Annotated in this window: 13 protein-coding genes; 8 read left to right on the plus strand and 5 right to left on the minus strand. The window is 61.7% G+C overall.

Annotation, left to right across the window (positions count from 1 at the left end; genetic code table 11):
- Positions 1–27: 27 nt before the first annotated feature.
- Both ACYU70_RS06095 and ACYU70_RS06100 read right to left on the minus strand, forming a co-directional pair.
- The gene (locus ACYU70_RS06095; RefSeq protein WP_342297341.1) at positions 28–780 is read right to left on the minus strand and encodes a LytR/AlgR family response regulator transcription factor; all 753 of its coding nucleotides are present in this window, start codon (positions 778–780) and stop codon (positions 28–30) included.
- A gap of 115 nt (positions 781–895) precedes the next feature.
- Positions 896–1972: a sensor histidine kinase gene (locus tag ACYU70_RS06100; RefSeq protein ID WP_342297342.1), complete on the minus strand. Its 1077-nt coding sequence runs from the start codon at positions 1970–1972 to the stop codon at positions 896–898.
- A 554-nt stretch (positions 1973–2526) separates the two neighbouring features.
- Here ACYU70_RS06100 and pulA point away from each other — a divergent pair.
- The 4 genes from pulA to ACYU70_RS06120 all read left to right on the plus strand — a co-directional run bounded on the left by pulA (position 2527) and on the right by ACYU70_RS06120 (position 8857).
- Positions 2527–4518, plus strand: a complete 1992-nt coding sequence (gene pulA, locus ACYU70_RS06105) for a type I pullulanase (RefSeq protein ID WP_342297344.1) — start codon at positions 2527–2529, stop codon at positions 4516–4518.
- 373 nt (positions 4519–4891) lie between these two features.
- Entirely contained in the window at positions 4892–5881 is a 990-nt protein-coding gene (locus ACYU70_RS06110; protein WP_342297346.1) for a PspA/IM30 family protein, read from the plus strand.
- Between the two features lie 268 nt (positions 5882–6149).
- Entirely contained in the window at positions 6150–7928 is a 1779-nt protein-coding gene (locus tag ACYU70_RS06115; protein WP_460615920.1) for an OmpA family protein, read from the plus strand.
- A gap of 155 nt (positions 7929–8083) precedes the next feature.
- Complete coding sequence (locus tag ACYU70_RS06120) at positions 8084–8857, plus strand: ABC transporter permease (RefSeq protein WP_460615921.1); 774 nt, start codon at positions 8084–8086, stop codon at positions 8855–8857.
- A gap of 72 nt (positions 8858–8929) precedes the next feature.
- Here the strand turns inward: ACYU70_RS06120 and ACYU70_RS06125 are convergent, their stop codons facing one another.
- On the minus strand, positions 8930–9526 hold the full coding sequence (locus ACYU70_RS06125) for a transposase (RefSeq protein ID WP_460615922.1): 597 nt from the start codon (positions 9524–9526) through the stop codon (positions 8930–8932).
- Positions 9527–9631: 105 nt separating this feature from the next.
- Between ACYU70_RS06125 and ACYU70_RS06130 the strand changes: the two genes are divergently transcribed.
- A complete protein-coding gene (locus tag ACYU70_RS06130) occupies positions 9632–10462 on the plus strand; it encodes a P-loop NTPase family protein (RefSeq protein ID WP_460615923.1) in 831 nt (276 codons plus the stop codon).
- A 58-nt stretch (positions 10463–10520) separates the two neighbouring features.
- Entirely contained in the window at positions 10521–10907 is a 387-nt protein-coding gene (locus tag ACYU70_RS06135) for a hypothetical protein (protein ID WP_460615924.1), read from the plus strand.
- 1 nt (position 10908) lies between these two features.
- On the opposite strand, the gene ACYU70_RS06140 is transcribed toward ACYU70_RS06135, so the two are convergent.
- Entirely contained in the window at positions 10909–11655 is a 747-nt protein-coding gene (locus tag ACYU70_RS06140) for a hypothetical protein (RefSeq protein WP_460615925.1), read from the minus strand.
- 111 nt (positions 11656–11766) lie between these two features.
- Between ACYU70_RS06140 and ACYU70_RS06145 the strand changes: the two genes are divergently transcribed.
- Positions 11767–13128: a sigma-54-dependent transcriptional regulator gene (locus tag ACYU70_RS06145; protein WP_460615926.1), complete on the plus strand. Its 1362-nt coding sequence runs from the start codon at positions 11767–11769 to the stop codon at positions 13126–13128.
- Positions 13129–13543: 415 nt separating this feature from the next.
- Here the strand turns inward: ACYU70_RS06145 and ACYU70_RS06150 are convergent, their stop codons facing one another.
- On the minus strand, positions 13544–17074 hold the full coding sequence (locus tag ACYU70_RS06150; protein ID WP_342301395.1) for a PAS domain S-box protein: 3531 nt from the start codon (positions 17072–17074) through the stop codon (positions 13544–13546).
- A 208-nt stretch (positions 17075–17282) separates the two neighbouring features.
- Here ACYU70_RS06150 and ACYU70_RS06155 point away from each other — a divergent pair, with 208 nt between their 5' ends.
- The gene (locus tag ACYU70_RS06155) at positions 17283–18734 is read left to right on the plus strand and encodes an ATP-binding protein (protein WP_342301393.1); all 1452 of its coding nucleotides are present in this window, start codon (positions 17283–17285) and stop codon (positions 18732–18734) included.
- Positions 18735–18769: the final 35 nt, after the last annotated feature.

Consider the following 18769-nt stretch of genomic DNA (forward strand, 5'->3'; position numbering starts at 1 on the left):
TCTTTTTAGTATCAGGTATCAAGCTCCTCAGCTCCAGCGGCTGAGGAATTGCAGGAACGTGTCTTTGTACTGGTCACCCACGGGGATTGTGACGGCTCCAATCTGGACGGTGAGGCGGCGCACGGCCTCAATCTTATCGAGCGCCACGATGAACGAGCGGTGGATGCGCATGAAGCGCCGGGTGGGCAGCTTCTCCTCCATCGCCTTGAGGCTCATGAGGGACAGCAGGGCGCGGGGCGTGCTTTTGAGGTGGACTTTCACGTAGTCTTTCAGGCCCTCTACATATAGTATATCACTCAGGGCCACGCGCACCAGCTGGTATTCGGCTTTCAGGAAGAGGTATTCTTCCTCCTCGGGGCCGGTGGAAACCGGGGCAGTAGCGTGCTGTGAGGTGAGCTCGGCGTAGGCGCGGGCTTTGCCGGCGGCGCGCAGAAACTCCTCGTAGTTGAAGGGCTTCACCAGGTAATCCAGCGCATCGACGCGGTAGCCATCCAGGGCGTACTGGCTGAAGGCGGTGGTGAAGATGACGCGCGGGCCGGTAGGGCCCAGCACGCGGGCCAGCTCCAGGCCATTGAGCTCCTGCATCTGGATATCGAGGAAGGCCAAATCGACGGTGCCGGGGTGCTCGTGCAGGTACTTGAGGGCCTCCACGGCACTGCCGAACTTGCCCACCAGCTCCAGAAACGGCGTTTTCTGGATGAAGGAAACGACCAGGCCCAGGGCCAGAGGTTCGTCATCAACGGCAATGGTTTTGAGGGGCGGGAGGCTAGCAGGGTTCATACTTGTCAATTTGTGGTGTAGGGGCGGGGCATGCCCCCGCCCGTCGTTGGGCGGCGTCGTTGCAACGGCGCGAGCGTCCGGGCGGGGGCAGGTCCTACCGGGTACGACCCCGGCCCTACGTAACGTGCAAGGTCAAATGCACCCGAAATTCGTTGGCGGGCGTGTGGTCATCCACCAGCAGGCTGAACCGGCCGGGGTACAGGAGGTCGAGGCGGCGGCGGGTGTTGGCCAGGCCGATGCCGTTGCTACCGGCCAGGTCGGTGCTGGGCAGCGCGAGCAGGGTGTTACGCACTTCCAGCTCCAGCACATCGGGCGAGGGCTGGCTCAAGCCGATGTAGATTTTGCTGCTTTGGGTGGCGGCCACGCCGTGCTTAAAGGCGTTTTCGAGGAAGGGCAGCAGCAGCATGGGGGCCACGGGCACGTCGCGCACGGGCTCGGGGCGGTCGAAGGTGACGGTCACGCGCTCATCGAGCCGCAGCTGCATCAGGGTGATGTAGTCCTGCACGAAGGCGATTTCCTGACTCAATAAGGTAAGGCCGCCGGCGGTGTCGTACAGTACGTAGCGCATCATGCGCGAGAGCCGGTGAATGGCCACGCGGGCCTGCTCGCCATCGAGCAGCGTGAGGGCGTAGATGTTATTAAGCGTATTAAAGAAGAAGTGCGGGTTAATCTGGGCCTTGAGCACCGACAGCTCGGAGCTGACGCGCTGCTGCTCCAGCGTCTGCCGAATCTGGGCATCCTTCTGCCACTTCTGCACCACCGTGATGCTCGTGCTGATGCCCAGCACAAACATGGTGGTGAGCAGGCCCATGGTGTCGATGTGCGGGCCGCCCCGATTCAGCCGGGGCCGGCCCACGGCGGCCTGAAAGGCCTTGTCCATGAGCGCCGGCAGGTCGAGCACCGATTCCAGAAACTTGCTGAAGCTGAGCACCACCACCGTCGTGGCTATCAGGGCCAGGATAAACCACTCGGTGCGCCCGTGCAGCAGCAGGCGCGGCACCGTGAATTTGGACGTGAAGTAGAACGTGGCAATCCAGGCGGCAAACATGAGCCCCTGCTTCAGCCAGAACTGCGGCGGCATGGTGAGCCGCCCGGTGAGCGGCTGAAACAACAAAAACGTGAGCCCGAACAGCCCCCACACCAGCACATGAATGAGCGGCGTGAGGTAGCGACGGGGCGTGAGGACGGCCATAGACGAGGGAGAAATCGAAACAAACATAGCTGACTCCCTATCCCAAAGCCGGGCCAAACCGACCACACCCCGCAATTGTATCGACGGCGGGCACCGTTTTACCGTTGGGGAAGGGCAGGATTTGACAAGAAGAGGCCGGCAGAACAAGACTCCCCTCCTTACCAAGGAGGGGATGTTCGAGCCGAAGGCTCGGACGGGGGTGGTAAGGGCGTTGAACGTCTTGCGAATGGCGCGGAACCAGTTGCCCCCGACTCTGGACCACTTGCCGGAGGCATTCACAGGCTTGCCGGAGCTTCCGAACGACTTGTTGCCAGTTCTCCACGGCTTGCCGGACCCATTCCACCTCTTGCCAGAGCTATTCCACGGCTTGCCGGACCCATTCCACCTCTTGCCGGGCCTTATCCACGACTTGCCGGACCTTATCCACAACTGCCGGACCTTATCCACGACTTGCCGGAGGCAATCCACGACTTGCCGCCAGCCCCCAGCCAATCCCATCTTATCCGAAAGAAATGCCGCCCACATTTCCGCCCCTACTCCCGACCTTTGCCCGCATGATTCGCCCGCTACTGCTGCTGCTTGTGCTGCTCTCCCCTGCCCCGGCTTCAGCCGCTCCGTCCCTACCCGACTACGCCACTTACCCCACCTACCTCGGCCCCGACCTGGGCCTGACCTGGCGCGGTGCCCAGGCCACCCTGCGTGTGTGGGCCCCCACCGCCGAGGCCCTCCACCTCAAGCTCTACCCCACCGGCAGCGGCGGCACCACCACCGCCGACTACGCCATGACCAAGGCCGAAGGCGGCACCTGGACCTACACCCTCCCCGCCGGCACGACCGGGTTTTACGCCGTGCAGGCCACCATTGCGGGCAAAAAAATGGCCGAAGTGGCCGACCCCTACGCCCACGCCGTGGGCGTGAACGGCTTGCGCGGGGCCGTGTTCAACCCCATCATCGCCGAGCCGCCGGGCTGGAAAGACGACCTCCGCCCCGCCCTGAAACAGACCACCGACATCGTCATCGGCGAAGTCCACGTCCGCGACCTCACCATGCACCCGCAGTCGGGCGTGCGGCACAAGGGCAAGTTTCTGGGCGCGGCCCAAACCGGTACGCGCGGCCCGGACGGCGTGAGCACCGGCCTAGACCATTTGGTAGAATTGGGCCTGACCCACGTGCACCTGCTGCCCACCAACGACTTCGCCAGCATCGACGAAGCCGCGCCCGCCAGCGCCAACCGCTACAATTGGGGCTACGACCCGCAGAACTACACTGTGCCCGAAGGCACCTACTCCACCGACGCCACCAACCCCGCCGCCCGCATCCGCGAGTTCAAGCAGCTGGTCGAAAACCTGCACGGCGCCGGCCTGCGAGTAGTTTTAGACGTAGTGTACAACCACACCGCCGATGCCCGCCGCAGCAATTTCGAGCAGCTGGTGCCCGGCTACTACTACCGCCACAACCCCGACGGCACCCTGAGTAACGCCACCGCCTGCGGCAACGAAGTGGCCTCCGAGCGCCCGATGGTCCGCAAGTTCATCGTGGAATCTGTGGCCTACTGGGCCCAGCACTACCACGCCGACGGCTTCCGCTTCGACCTCATGGGCGTGCTCGACATCGAAACCATGCGCGCCGTGCGCGTGGCGCTGGACCAGCAGGACCACAGCATTTTCATCTACGGCGAGGGCTGGACCGCCGGCCCCTCGCCCCTGCCCGACAACAAACGTGCCCTCAAAGGCAACATGATGAAGCTGGACCGCATCGCGGCCTTCGGCGACGAGCTGCGCGACGGCGTGAAGGGCCACTACGCCCACCAGACCGAACCCGGCTTCGCCAGCGGCCAGCCCGGCCTGGAGGAGAGCGTGAAATTCGGCATCGTGGCCGCCACCCAGCACCCGCAGCTCGATTACACCAAGGTCAATTACTCGAAAGCCCCGTGGGCCGGCGCGCCCTCCCAAGCCATCAACTACGTGGCCTGTCACGACGACCGGGTACTCTGGGACAAGCTCAAAGCCTCGAACCCCAACACCTCCGAAGACTCACTCATCAAGATGGATTTGCTGAGCAACACCATCGTGTTCACCTCGCAGGGCGTGCCATTTTTGCCGGTCGGCGACGAGTTTCTGCGCACCAAGGGCGGCTCCTCGAACTCCTACAACCAGCCCGACAGCGTGAACCAGATTGACTGGGGCCGCAAAGCCAAATACGTGGGTGTGTACGAGTTCTATCGCAAGCTGCTGGCCCTGCGCAAGGGCCACCCCGCCTTCCGCCTGCCTTCCGCCGAACTCATCCAGCAGCACCTCGAATTCCTACCGAACATGGCCCCCGGCATCATCGCCTACCAGCTGAAAGACCACGCCGGCGGCGACACCTGGAACACCATCACCGTCATTTTCAACGGCAACCGCTCGGCATGGAGCGTGCCCTTGCCCCGCGACACCTACAAAGTAGTCCTGCGCGGCAACCAAATCCAGGAAGAAGGCCTCGACGTGCTCGAAGTAACCAGCGGCGTGCAGGTCCCCGGCAATTCCGCGCTGATTCTGGTGCGGTAAACGGGGCCGCAGACGTTAGGATAAAAGGCCGTCATGCAGAGCGTAGCGAAGCATCTTTACCGCCACCACTATTCCTTTTTGATTGATTGCGTTGCGCGGTAAAGATGCTTCGCTGCGCTCTGCATGACGGCCACGAGTCCTCATCGCCCGCCTTGCGGCCTTGCTGATTTGAAAAAATCCGCTTTCCATTCTGAAAAAATTCATCCCCGCCCGGCCCTGCGCCCGGCGGGGATTTTTTATTATCGCACTGAAAACCAATAGCTAACTAAATCCCTCCCACATAATCCCCGAAACGGCATTGGTATTGGCATAAGCAGGAGGTAACCAACTAACGGCCGCACCGGCCACCACCTCCCCCCCCAATACCAACGCCATGAACGCACTTCCTTCTTTCGATTCCGCCCCCGGCCTCCCCAAGTGGCAGCAGCCGGAAAAAATTGCCGGCCGCGTGGTCCTCCTCGGACTGGTGGGTACGGCAGTGTACTTCTGGGGCAGCATCCTGCCCTTCCTTGTCGACATGGTGTTCGACACCGTGAAGCTGGGCATCGGGCTCGGCACGCTGTTCGTGCTGTTTCTGCTCGCCACGAATAAGCGCATCCACGCCGGGCTGTGGTACGCCGGGCAGCGCATCCTCCGCTCGATGGCGGGCATTTTCGTCAACACCAACCCCATCGGCATCATGGAGGACTACATCTCGAATACCGAGAAGGAGGCCCGCAAGATGGACGCCGAAGTCACCAACATCGAAGGCGCGCACGAGCTGGTGAAGCGCAAGCTGGCCGCCAACACCACCCAGATTAAGGAGTACCTGGCGCTGGCCGACTCAGCCACCCGCCAGGGCGAAAAGGACGCCGCCGAGAGCTACGCCATGCGCGCCGCCCAGATTCAGGACTACAACCAGCGCCTGCAGCCCATGGCCACCACCACGGCCAACGTGAGCCTGGTGATGCGCCAGATTCTGAAAGCCGCCCTGCGCCAGATTGACGGCAGCAAGTTCAAAGTCAACCTCTTGAAAGACGAGTACGCCCTGGTAAAACGCACCAGCTCGGGCATGCGCGCCGCGATGAACATCCTGCGCGGCGACCCCGACAAGAAGTATTTCTTCGACCTGGCCACCGACCGCGTGGCCGAGGACATGGCCCAGCAATTGGGTCAGATTAAACAAGCCATGCGCTACAGCCAGGAGTTCGTCAAGGAGATGGACATCCAGAACGGCGTGATGAGCGAGAAAGGCCAGCGCCTGCTCGACCAATACCAGAAAGGCGAATTCAACGCCGTGCTCAACGAAAAACCGCAAGCTCCCCAGAATATCCTCACCACCAAAAAAGCCTCCGATGATGCCTATTCTAGCCTGCTTGATTAGCTTTTTGCTGGCCTGCGGCCTGGTGGGCCTGCTGGGCCAGCCGGGAGACTCCTCTCCTACTGAACGTCATGCTGAGCGTAGCCGAAGCATCTCTACCTCAGTAGTAATCCAACCGGCCAAACGAAGCGGTAGAGATGCTTCAGCTTCGCTCAGCATGACGGCCTGCGCAGCCGCTAGCGCTACGGCCAGCCGCTAACCAACCTTACCAAAACCGAGAAAAACCTAGCGCCCAAAACGGGCGCATCACCCTCCTTTTGCCCATACTAAAATGACTACCCGCGGTAAATTCATCATTGGCCTCCTCCTCGTGGGCCTCCTGTACTTCGGCATCAACAAGCTGGTTTCCAGCGGTGCCGTCTTTAAGAAAGCCGACACGCAGTCGGTGCTTTTGAACTCGATTGAGTTGCCCACGGCCACCGGCGGCAGCCGGGCCAACATCGTGGTGCCGCTGGCCCCCATGCCCGGCACCGCCCCGGCCGATAAGGGCACGCCCCTCACCTGGGAAGTGATGGCCTGGAACAGCCAGATGGCCGGCATGCTGGCCAACGGCGGCGCCCGCTCCACAATGGGCTCGGCGGCCGCTGCCAATGGCCTGGACATGCAAATTGTGCGTCAGGACGACGTGAGCAAGATGCAGGCCGACCTGGTGAAAAACGCCCTCGACCTGCAAAACAACCCCGCCACGCCGGGCCTGATTGTGAGCATCATGGGCGACGGCCTGCCCGGCTTCTCGGCCGTGCAAACGGAGCTGAAAAAGGCCGGCACGCAGCTGCAAATCATCCCGTATTCGGTGGGAAAATCCTTCGGCGAAGACAAGCTGATGGGCCCGAAAGAGTGGCTCGACAACCCCAAAACGGCCCTGGGCAAAACCATTGCCTGCTACCTGCGCGACGGCGACCAGAACATCGCCCTGAAATGGTGCGCCGACAACGGCTTGAAAGTGAACCCCGACGAAACCACCTACGACCCCGAAGCCGTGAACTTCATGGCCGCCTCCGACTTCCTAGTGGCCGCCGAGAAGTACATCCTCGGCAAGCCCGAAGCCCGCACAAAAGTGGTGAACGGCAAAAACACCGGCGTGAAAGTGGACGTGGTGGCCGATGCCGTAGCCACCTGGACGCCCGGCGATGTGAACATCGCCAAACAGCGCGGCGGCCTCGTCAACATCGTGAGCACCAAAGACTACTCGAACCAGATGCCCAACATCATGGTGACCACCAAGCGCTGGTACGACGCCCACCCGAAGGAGGTAATGGGCCTAATGACAGCATTCGCCGTGGCCGGCGACCAGGTGAAAAGCCACCCCGAAGCCCTGGCCCGCGCCGCCGACATCTCGGCCACCGTGTACGGCGACCAGGACAAGCCCGGCGCCTACTGGCTGAAGTATTACAAAGGCGTGAGCGAAGCCGACCGCAACGGCAACGTAGTGGAGCTGGGCGGCAGCAAAGCCTTTAATTTCAGCGACAACCTGAACCTGTTCGGCCTCGACGAAGGCGGCACCAACATCTACGCTGCCGTGTACAAAACCTTCGGCGACGTGCAAAGCAAGCTCTATCCCAAAGAGCTGCCCAGCTACGTGCCGCTTGATGAAATGCTGGACCTGAAGCCACTTCAGCAGCTTCAGCAGCAATACAAAGGCAAAGCCGTGGCCCCGGCCGAAACCCAACAGTTTGCCGCCGATGATGAAATCCGCCAGAGCGTGAGCAAGCGCGCCTGGAACATCGAGTTTAACTCGGGCCAGAGCACCTTCACCCCCGCCGCCGAGCGCGACCTGAACCAGCTTTTCAACGACCTTGTGGTGGCCGGCCGCCTGAAAGTGGCCGTGCACGGCCACACCGACAACACCGGCGACCCGGGCAAAAACCAGCAGCTGAGCGAAGACCGCGCCATGGCCGTGCAGCACTGGCTCGAAGCCAAAAGCCACAGCGCCTTCCCTGACGGTCGCGTGCAGGTATACGCCCACGGTGCCACCGAGCCGGTAGCCAGCAACGCCACCCCCGATGGCAAAGCCAAAAACCGCCGCGTAGAGGTGGTGCTGGGCAATTAATATGTAGCGTGGACTCTGCGAGTCCGCGCCACGAGCGCAGCGAGTACCGTCGCCAAGTTCCGCTTAACAGTCAACCCTTTCCCAAGCACGAGCGCAGCCGACGATACTCGCTGCGCTCGTGACGCGGACTCGCAGAGTCCACGCTACTACTCGCCATGAAATCCCTTTTCGCCCCCAACGCCCAGCCGGCCCGCCTTGTGTTCACCACAATGGTCATTGGGCAAGCATCAATTCTGCTGCTGCTGTGGCTGTTTTATCCCATGCAGCTCTTCCCCAGCCTGGGCGAGGTCTTGCGCTCGCTTGGCGACCTCATCAGCACACAAGGCCTCATCCAGGAGCTGTGGGCCAGCATGACCACGGCCCTACAGGCGCTGGCCGTGGCCACGGTGCTGGCGCTGGCCATTTCCTACCTCACGGCGCTGCCCTTCTTCCGCCCCATCGCCTACGCAGCCTCCAAAATGCGCTACCTCACCCTCACCGGCCTCACCTTCTTCATGGCCCTGATGGTGAGCTCCGGCCACCAGGTTAAACTTTCGGTCCTCATTTTCGGGGCCACCGTGTACCTAGTCACGGGCATGACGAGCGTTATTCTGACCACCACGCAGGAGGAGATGGACCACGCCCGCACGCTGGGCATGAGCGAGTGGCGCAGCTTTTATGAAGTGGTGGTGCTGGGCAAGCTCGATGAAATGCTCGAAGTTGTGCGCCAGAATTTCGCCATCATCTGGACCATGATTACGCTGGTGGAAACGCTCTACCAATCGGAAGGCGGCATCGGGCTGCTGCTCTACAAGCAGAACCGGTACCTGCACCTCGATGGCGTGCTGGCCATTCAGCTGGTGATTCTGGCGACGGGGGCGGCGCAGGACTATGTGTTTGTGCTGCTGAGAAGGGTATTTTTCCCTTACTCGGTGCTGGGCGCGGCGTAGCGTGGACTCTGCGAGTCCGCGCCTGGGCGAACGACCTACCACCCAACGATGCGCGGACTCACAGAGTCCACGCTACGGTGCCCAATATGTGTAGGGCCACTGCTCCCAATCCTCTACCAACCCCGCTTTCACCGGATTTTCCAGCACATAAGCCACTACTCGTTCTAACTCTCCTTTCCGCACCACATGGTCGTAGCTCTCGGCCTGCCAGAAAGCCCCCGTTCGGCCCAGCAGTTTATTAGCTTGCGTAGCGGTATAGCTTTTCAGCCGTTGCAGGGTTTTCACCAGCGGCGGCGCTTCTTCCAACACCCGCACGACCAGATGCACATGGTTCGGCATCAGGCAGTAGCACCGCAGGTCGTAGCCGTTCCCATCAAAATAGCGCAGCGACTCAGCTACCAGCGTCGCGATGGCCAGTTGACGCAGATACGTCGGGCCGTATTCGCCCTTATTCAACTGGTCATCGAAACGCCCGAAATAGCGCTTCTGGGCCGCGTAAAGCTGTTCAGGCTCTAATTCAAAGCGTTGCTGAGCCAATTCTAACTCCGCCTGCAGCTGCTCCACTACCGTGCGGGGCAGCGAACCCGCCAGCCGAAAGGTCAGGAAAACTACCTCGCCCGGCGGCAACCGGTGCGGCAGGTTCCGCTCATAATTTATCGAGTCCGACACGGCCGCAATGTAGCGTGGACTCAGCGAGTCCGCGCATCGCCCGCGCAAAACCTCAAGCATTAACCTAGAAAGCGCGGACTCGCAGAGTCCACGCTACAATCCGCCATGACTGCCCACACCTACGCCTACAAAGACCCCATCCTGACGCTCAACAACGTCTCCATCACCCTCAACAACGAGCAAATCCTGCGCGACATCAACGCCCAGGTCCTCGACGTGACCCGCCCCAACATGCGCCAAGGCCAGGTCGTGGGCTTCTACGGCCGCTCGGGCATCGGCAAGTCTGTCCTGTGCCGCATCATGGCGGGCCTCATCGCGCCCGGCACCGGCACCGTGGAAGTGGGCCTCGCCCAGCAGCCTGTCACGCCCGGCATGGTGGGCTTTGTGCAGCAGCGCTACCCCCTATTCGACCACCGCACCCTGCACGACAACCTGCTGGTGGCCGCCCAGCGCAAGCACGCCCCCGCCGACGCCCGCCAGCACGTCGACGCCTACCTCGAACGCTTCGGCCTGGCCCCGCACAGGCGCAAGTACCCGGCCCTGCTCTCGGGCGGGCAGCGCCAGCGGGCGGCCATCGCCCAGCAGCTGCTCTGCTCCGACCACCTCATCCTGCTCGATGAGCCCTTCTCCGGCCTCGACGTGGCCATGATTGACGAAGTGAAGCGAATAATAGTCGAAGTCACCACAATGGACGAGCTGAACACCGTCATCATCGTTTCGCACGATATCGTGACCACCACCGCCCTGGCCGACCGCCTCTGGCTGCTCGGCTACGAGCACGACGCGGCCGGGGCCCTCGTGCCGGGCGCCACCATCAGCCCCCAGCACCAATACAACCTGGCCGAAATGGGCCTCGCCTGGCACGAAAACGTCGAAGCCGAACCCGAATTCGCCCAGTTCGTCGAGCACATCAAGAATGAGATTCGCGGGAGTTAGGTATCAGATAAAACTCTTAGCTGCTGTAGATTTAGCTAAATATCTGGATTGACTCAAAATGGCAACGAGAGAAACGAACGAGGGAATGGTGCAAATCCTCGATGCAGTGAGGGAGAATGGTTTCTATGGCTGTAAAATCAGAATCATCTTAGATGATGAGGAAATAACTATGAAGTTCGGCACGAATGAAAAGGGCTTTATGCAATTAAAAAAGCTACTATCCTTTCAACCTTTTGAAAGCGTGGAGGCTGGCAAGTACCAATACTTTTATGCTGGTGTTTATTGGGAAACAGGCACTCAAGAGTTAGCACGAATTAGAATCGAACAAGCCAAGAGGCATAAGCAATTTGAAGTCGAGCTACCGAAAGAGTTAGGAGCCAACTTACAGTGGTTCAAAATTGCCAAAGACAAATCGCAATTAGCCCACTTAATAGTATTTGAATAAGTTAAGCACTATGAGGCAATAGAGTTTCCAATGCGACTACTTCGCCATTCGGAACCCGTCCAATTAAAGTTCTAGTGAAACCACTAATGAACTTATGCTTTTCAAGCTTTTCGTAGCCATCGTAATAAGACGAAGGGCTTCCTGTTTCAAGCATAAGTAACCACACTTCGTCACAGCCACTTAAATAGCCCTGTATATTTTTGCTTTTGCGATTAATGATATTCTGGATAGCTTCGATTGGCGCGTCAGGCACCATAAACGACGTAATAGGTGACCAACAAGGAATTGTAAGTTTGTTTGAAAAAGAGATACCAATGCTTCTAACATAGCTATGGTTCAGTCTATCCTTGCGAATTGAGAAGTGTGATTTGTACTGTGCAAGTTCTTTTACTTCGGAAATAGAACGAATAACAATATCAGTTACAAACGATGCGACTTGTAGGCGATTTATCTTTTGCCAATTCCCTGATTCAGCAAAAGATACTGACACATGAAGCGGCATTTTGCATTGCTTATCGAATTGCTTTTGTGCCTCGCTTAATATCTTATCTTGGTCGCCTTCTCGCCTGCTAATGGCCCCGTCCAAGATTAAAGCAGTTGTTTCAATACCTATTTTCCTGCCGTTCACATCAACTACTGCATCAGGTAGTGGCGGCGCTGGTTGCGACACAGTGTAAGGGTGATTCTCTACTAATTCAGGCAGGAATCTTTCCAGCAAATACAGCTCTCGGCTAAGTTTATCGGGCATAAGGACTGAAAGGTAATGCCACTGCTTCGGTGTTAAGCCGATACTTTTAGGTGCTGAAGCGCCCAAAGCGTCCACTCAACATTTAGCCCTCAAAACTCAACCCTTCCTAGAATGCCCACCGGTACCCTGCTCATCATCGACGACGAAGCGCGCTTGCGCCAGCTGCTGGCCCAGGTGCTGGAGCTGGAAGGCTACACCGTGCTGCAAGCCCCCGACGCCCGCCGCGGCCTGGAGCTGCTCCAGCAACACGCCGCCGACATCCTGCTCGTGCTCTCCGACGTGAAGCTGCCCGATGCCAACGGCGTCGACCTGCTGCCCCGCTTCAAAGCCGCCGCCCCCGATGCCGAAGTGGTGCTGCTCACCGCCTTCGGCACCATCCCCGACGGCGTGAAGGCCATGAAGCTCGGCGCGTTCGACTACCTCACCAAGGGCGATTTTGAGCAGCAGCTGGTGGTGGTGGTGGAGCGCGCCGCCGAAAAAGCCCGCCTCCGCCAGCGCGTGACGGAGCTGGAGCGCCGCGTGGGCCAGCAGTACCGCTTCGAGTCCATGATTGGCGACTCGCCCGAGCTGCGGCGGGTGCAGCAGCTGGCCCGCCAGGTAGCCCCCACCGACAGCACCGTGCTGCTCGAAGGCCCCACCGGCAGCGGCAAGGAGCTGTTTGCCCAAGCCATCCACCAGGCCAGCGGGCGGCAGGGCAAGGCCTTCGTGGCCGTCAATTGCAGCGCCTTCCCCAAAGATTTGCTCGAATCCGAGCTGTTTGGCTACAAGAAAGGGGCCTTCACCGGCGCGCTGGCCGACAAGAAGGGCCTGCTGGAAGAAGCCAACGGCGGCACCCTGTTTCTGGACGAAATCGGCGAGCTGGAGCTGAACGTGCAGGCCAAGTTCCTGCGGGTGCTCGAAAGCCAAAGCTTCACCAAGCTCGGCGACACCAAGCCCACCAAGGTCAACATCCGCCTGGTGGCCGCCACCAACCGCAACCTCAAGCAGGAGGCCGCCGAAGGCCGCTTCCGCCCCGATTTATACTACCGCCTCTCGGTCTTCACCATCCTCGTGCCCAGCCTCAAAGACCGGCCCACCGATGTGCCGCCCTTGGCCAATTTCTTCCTCCAGCACTTCGCCGCCCGCCTCAGCAAGCGCCTCCCCGGCCTCTCCGAGGAGGCGTTGGCCATGCTGCAACGCTACCCCTGGCCCGGCAATGTGCGCGAACTGAAAAACGTGCTCGAACGGGCCGCTATTCTGGCCCCGAATGGGGAAATGCTGGCGGCCGATTATTTGCCAGATGAATTTCACGCACTGGGCCGGCCCGTAAAGCCCGGCGCTGATGCGGCCGATGAGAGCCTGCGGGCGCTGGAGGCGCGGCATATTGGGAAGTTGATGGGGGAACTGGATGGGAATAAGCCGGACGTAGCCAAGCGGCTGGGCATTGGGCTGACCACGCTGTACCGCAAGCTGGAAGAATACGGGCTGGCGTAGGGTGCGGGGCTTGCCCCCGCCCGCCGTCTGTACTGTACTGTTTCGACGACACCGTTCAACGACGGGCGGGGGCAAGCCCCGCACCCTACCCTAATGCCATTTGCACATCCAATCGAACTATTTGCATGTACGAATGGACCATTTGCTCATGCAATTGAACTGTTTGCATGTACAATCAAGCCATTTGCATATCCAATCAAGCCATTTGCATATCCAATCAAGCCATTTGCATATCCAATCAAGCCATTTGCATATCCAATCAAGCTGTTTGCATATACAAATGGACCATTTGCATATCCAATCGGACTGTTTGTATGTACAAATAGACCATTTGCTCATACAGACGGACCATTTGCATGTCCAAACAGACCATTTGCTCATGCAAACAGCTTAATTGGATATGCAAATGGCTTAATTACCCCACCGTCAAATCCAGCAGGAGCTGGCAGAGGGCAGTTTCCTCGTAGGGCTTGGTGAGGCAGGCATTCATGCCGGCGGCCAGGTAGGCGGCGCGGTCGGCCGCAAAGGCATTGGCGGTGAGGGCGATGATGGGCAGGTTGGCGCGGGCCGCGTCGGGGTGGCGGCGGATGGCCTGGGTGACTTCGACCCCGTTCAGGCCCGGCATGCGGATATCGAGCAGGGCCACATCGAAGGGCTGGGTTTGCAGCTGGGCCAGGGCCTCGACGCCGTTGGCCACGGCGTGCACCTGCACGCCCCAGTATTCGAGCACGACGATGGCAATGCGCTGGTTCACCAGGTTGTCTTCGGCCAGCAGCACGCGCAGGCCGCGCAGGGCTTCGTAGGAGGCATCGGGGGGCGCGGGGGCCAGCAGCACGGCCAGCTCCGGGGCGCGGGGCAGCGTCAATTGGAACGAGAACGTGGTGCCCGCGTCGGGGGCGCTGCTCAGGCGCAGGGTGCCGCCCATCTGCTCCACCAGCTGCTGGCTGATGGCCAGGCCCAGCCCCGTGCCGCCGAAGCGCAGGCTGGTTTCGGCGCTGGCCTGGCTGAAGGCGTCGAAGATGTGCGCCTGTTCGGCGGGGTCGATACCGATGCCGGTATCCTCCACCCAAAAGCGCAGCACGAGCTCCTGCGGGGTATCGTGCCGCACCTCGGCTCCCAGCCGGATGTGGCCCCGCTCGGTGAATTTGATAGCATTCGACAGCAAATTGAGCAATACCTGGTGCAGGCGGTAGGCATCGCCCACCACGCGGGGCACGGCGGGCGGCTCAATCTGGAGCTCCAAGCCTTTTTGCGCGGCCAGGGTGGCCACCATCTGGGCGGCCCCTTGCAGGGTCACGGCCACATCGAAGGGGCCGTGGTTGAGCTCCAGATGCCGGGTGGTGATTTTGGCCATGTCCAGCACGTCGTTCACCAGGGCCAGCAGGTGCTGGCCGGCCTCCTGCATGGTGCCCAGGTAGTCGAGCTGCGGCGCGGTAAGGGCCGTTTTGCGCAGCAGGGCCGCCATGCCCAGCATGCCGTTGAGGGGCGTGCGGATTTCGTGGCTCATGCGGGCCAGGAAAGCTTCCTTGGCATGGGCATTTTCTTCGGCCTCCTGCTTGGCCTGTTGCAGGGCGCGCTGGGCCAGCACGCCGGGCGTCACGTCGTAGCCCGAGGCCACCACGTAGGGCGGGTAGCCCTCCTGCGTCACTTTATAGGTGTAGTAGTTGAGGTAGCGCCGCTCGCCGGCCTTGTTGATAACGCTTATCACGCGGGGCTGGGGCAGGCTGGCTTCGTCGCCATCGAGGTAGGCTTGCAGGGTGGCCAGGTGCTCGGGCGGCAGCACTTCGCGGATGTCGCGGCCCACCAGCTCCGAGGCCGGCACGCCCATCAGCCGCTCAATGGCCGGGTTCACGGAGAGGAGCTTGCCGCCGAGGTCGTGGGTGCAAATCAGGGCCTGCGAGTAGTGCACCAGGTCGTGGTACTGCTTTTCGCGGCGCTCCAGCTCGTGGCTGGCCTGCCGCACGGCCGTCACGTCGGTGCTGATGGTGAGGATATCGACCTGGCCATCGGCCCGGAGCATGGGCCGCTTGTGCATCTGGAAATACCGGATTTCGCCCGAAGTCTGGGTGAAGGGCAAGTCCACGGTCAGGGCCTGCTGCGTGGCCTGCACCTGCTGGTTGAGGCCGAGCACCTGGTCCCGTTCTTTCAGCACCACCGGGTTGGCCACATCGGGCTGCTGGTGTTGGGCGAGCCGCGTCGCCTCATCGTAGGCTTTATTGAAAAACGAAACGCCCCCCTCCGCACTCACCAAGTAAATCACGTTGGGCAGGGTATCCACAATCTGCCGGATAAAGTCCTGCTGCTCCTGCAGCATGGTTTGCACCTCATTCTGCAGCTTTTCGGCCTGGTAGCGGGCCGTGATGTCGATGCCCGAGCCCACCACCAGGCGCAGGGCCCCATCGGCCCCGAACACGGGCCGCAGATGGCGCAGCATCAGCTGGGGGCGCTGGTTGCGGCCGGTGCGCATCTCCTCCCAAATCACGTCCTTGCCGGTGCGCACGGCCAGGTCGAAATACTGGTTGCGCTGCTGCACCACGCCGGTGGGGTGCCGCTGCTGGCGCAAGGCAAAATACTCGTCGTTGGTGAGGCCGATGATTTGCCGGCGCACTTCCGGGTCCGATACCGACGAGGGATTGACGAACAGAAAGCGGTGCTCGGCATCGAACACGGCCACATCCACGGGCAGCAGGTTCAGGATGGATTCGTAGAATTCCTGCTGCCGGGCTATTTCCTGCTCGGCCTGCTTGCTGGCCGTAATGTCAGTGCCCGAGGCGATGACCAACGGCGTGCCGTCGGGTCCCTGCACGGGCCGGTAGCTGCGCTGCAGGTACCGCGGGCCGGGGTAGGTTTCTTCCCAGGTTACTTCGGCCCACGTGTGCAGGGCTTTGGCAAACGCCGCCGTGCGCTGCGCGATGATGGCCGCCGGCCGGCCCCGCTGCGCGCTGGCCGCCTCGCTGGTCTGGCCCAGCATCCAGGCGCGCAGGACCGGGTCGGGCTCCACCACGGGGTTCACAAACAGGTAGCGGTGCAGGGTATCGAACACGGCCACGGCCGTGGGCACCTGCTCCAGAATGCTCTCGTAGAAGGTGCGCTGCTCGGCCAGCTGCTGCCCGGCCTGCTGCCGCGCCGTGATGTCGGTGAGGTAGAGGGTAACGTATTTTTCGCCCGGTACGGCCACCGCCGTGCACAGGTAGTGCTGCCCGGCCACGGTCAATTCCTGCTGCTGCTGCGCCGGGGTGCGCAGCGCCGCCTGCACTAGTGCGTGCAGCAGCGGCTGAAAATCACCCGACGCGTCGGCCGCCAGGGTTTGCAGCAGGGGCTGAGCGGCGGGGTTATTATAAATTACTTCGCCCGTGGCCGTCAGGCGCAGAATGGGGTTCGGGTTTTGCTGCGGAATGAAGGAAAGCGTCCGAATCTCGGCATCGCGCTGGTGGCGCTCGGTCACGTCGCGGTAGCAAATCAGGCGGCCGGCCCGCACGGTGTCCAGCACCAGATAATCGAGCTCAACTACGCGCCCGTCGGCCAATCGAAATTCCTCCTGTAGCGTGGTTTGTCCCGCCGCATTCAACTCCCTGGCCCGCGCCGCGAAGGCGGCCGGGTCGGCAAACGCATTGCCGATAAAAACGGCCGAGGGCGGAATCGGCGGCCCGCCTTCCAGCGGCCCCGCCACCGGCGGCAGGCCAAACAAGTCCCGGAACTGCTGATTGATAAACTGAATCTGGCCTTCGTGGTCGACCAGCACCAGGCCAGCCGGCAGGTGCTGGACCAAGGCCATGAGCTGGGTTTGGTAACGCTGGGCGCTCACGGCCGCCGCCGCCAGCTGCCCTTCGAGAGCGGCGGCCTGGGCGTGGGCAACGGCCAGGGCGGCTTCGGCCTGCTCGCGGCGGGTGCGTTCGGCGGCCACCAGCGCGGCCCAATCGGTATCAGAGTGGGGAGCAGCGGGCATGGCCAGAGGGGGAAAGGTGGCGGAAGACCGGGGCCGCTAGCGGTAGCAGCAACTCCGGGGGTGGCAGCCCAAGATACGGCCGGGCTTTTGGCAAACAAGTGCCGCCGCCCGATTGCTGCCCGGCCGGGGCCGCGTTCATTCGGTTTTTAAGCGTTTGCCATCCTGGGCATAGCGAAGACCTTAGCACGTCCGCTTACTTTGCTCCGTCATGTCCCTCAAACTAAAAATCCGCCTCAGCGTTTTTCTGCTGCTGTTGCTCCTGCTGGGGCTGGGCGGCTACGCCTTCCTCACCATCCGCTACCTCGAAAACGGCGCGCACGGCATCGAGCAGGCCGATTTCAACACGGCCCGCTTTGCGGTGCTGGCCTTTCTGGCGGCCGGCACGGCGGTGGGCATCACCATGATGGTGCGGCTGCCGCGCATTGTGGTGCGCCCGCTGCACCGTCTCACCGCCGACATGGAGCGGGTGGCCGGCCCCGGCCCCGCCACCCGCGTAGCAGTAGGCAAGCGCGACGAAGTGGGCACCGTGGCCGCCGCCGTGAACCTAGTGCTAAGCCAAGCCCAGGACGAGCGCCGCGCCACCCTGGCCGAGCTTTTCACGGAGCGCAACCGCATGGAAAGCCTCGTGCGCAGCCTCGACGAGGGCCTGCTGCTGCTCGATGAGCACGGCACCATCGTGCTGGCCAACCCCGTGGCCTGCGACCTGCTGGGCCTGCCCCAAACCCAGCTGCTGGGCAAATCGGCGCAAGCCGTGGCCGCCACCAACGAGCTGCTGCGCGACCTGCTCATTCCGCTGGCCGAGGCCAACCTGGCCGGCGACGCCGTGCCCGACCCCGTGTTCACGTTCCCGCACAAGGGCGACGCGCCGCACTACCAGCTCAGCATCAGCCCGATTGAAATGGCGGCCGGGCCGGGCGGCAAAACGGTGTCGGGCGGCCACATTTTCTGCCTGCGCAATGTGTCCGATTTCAAGAAGCTCGATGAAGTGAAGTCGACGTTCCTAGCCACCATCTCGCACGAGCTGAAAACCCCGCTGGCCAGCATCAAGCTCAGCCTGATGCTGTTGCAGAACCCCCGCACCACCGACGCCGAGCGCCAGACCCTGGCCACCGGCATCGGCGAGGAAACCCAGCGTCTGCTCAACATGGTGGGCCAGCTCATCGAAGTATCGCGCCTCGACGCTGGCGCGGGCATCAAGCTCAACGTGCAGCCCATGCACCTGGCCGAGGTTATCCGCTACGCCACCCAGACGGTGCACCCACAGCTCCACGACAAGCAAATCCAGCTCGACCTCCAGCTGCCCGAGGCCCTGCCGGCCGTGCACGGCGACGTGGAAAAAACCACCTGGGTGCTCATCAACCTGCTTTCCAACGCCATCCGCTACTCGCCCACGGGGTGCCCGCTCATCATCCGGGCACTGCCCTGGGGCGAGATGGTGCGCGTGAGCGTGGAAGACTGCGGCCCCGGCATTCCGGCCGAGTACCACAAGCGCATTTTCCAGCGCTTTGCGGGCGTGCCGGGCCAGGGCGGGCACGGCAGCTCGGGGCTGGGACTCAGCATCTCCCGCGAGTTCATCGGGGCGCAGGGCGGGCAGCTGTGGGTGGAAAGCCAGCCGGCGGCGGGCAGCCGGTTCCTGTTTACGCTGCCGGTGGCCAGCTGAGGAACTGGGTTTTTAGAAGAACGTCATGCTGAGCG

The sequence above is a fragment of the Hymenobacter segetis genome (assembly GCF_054776495.1).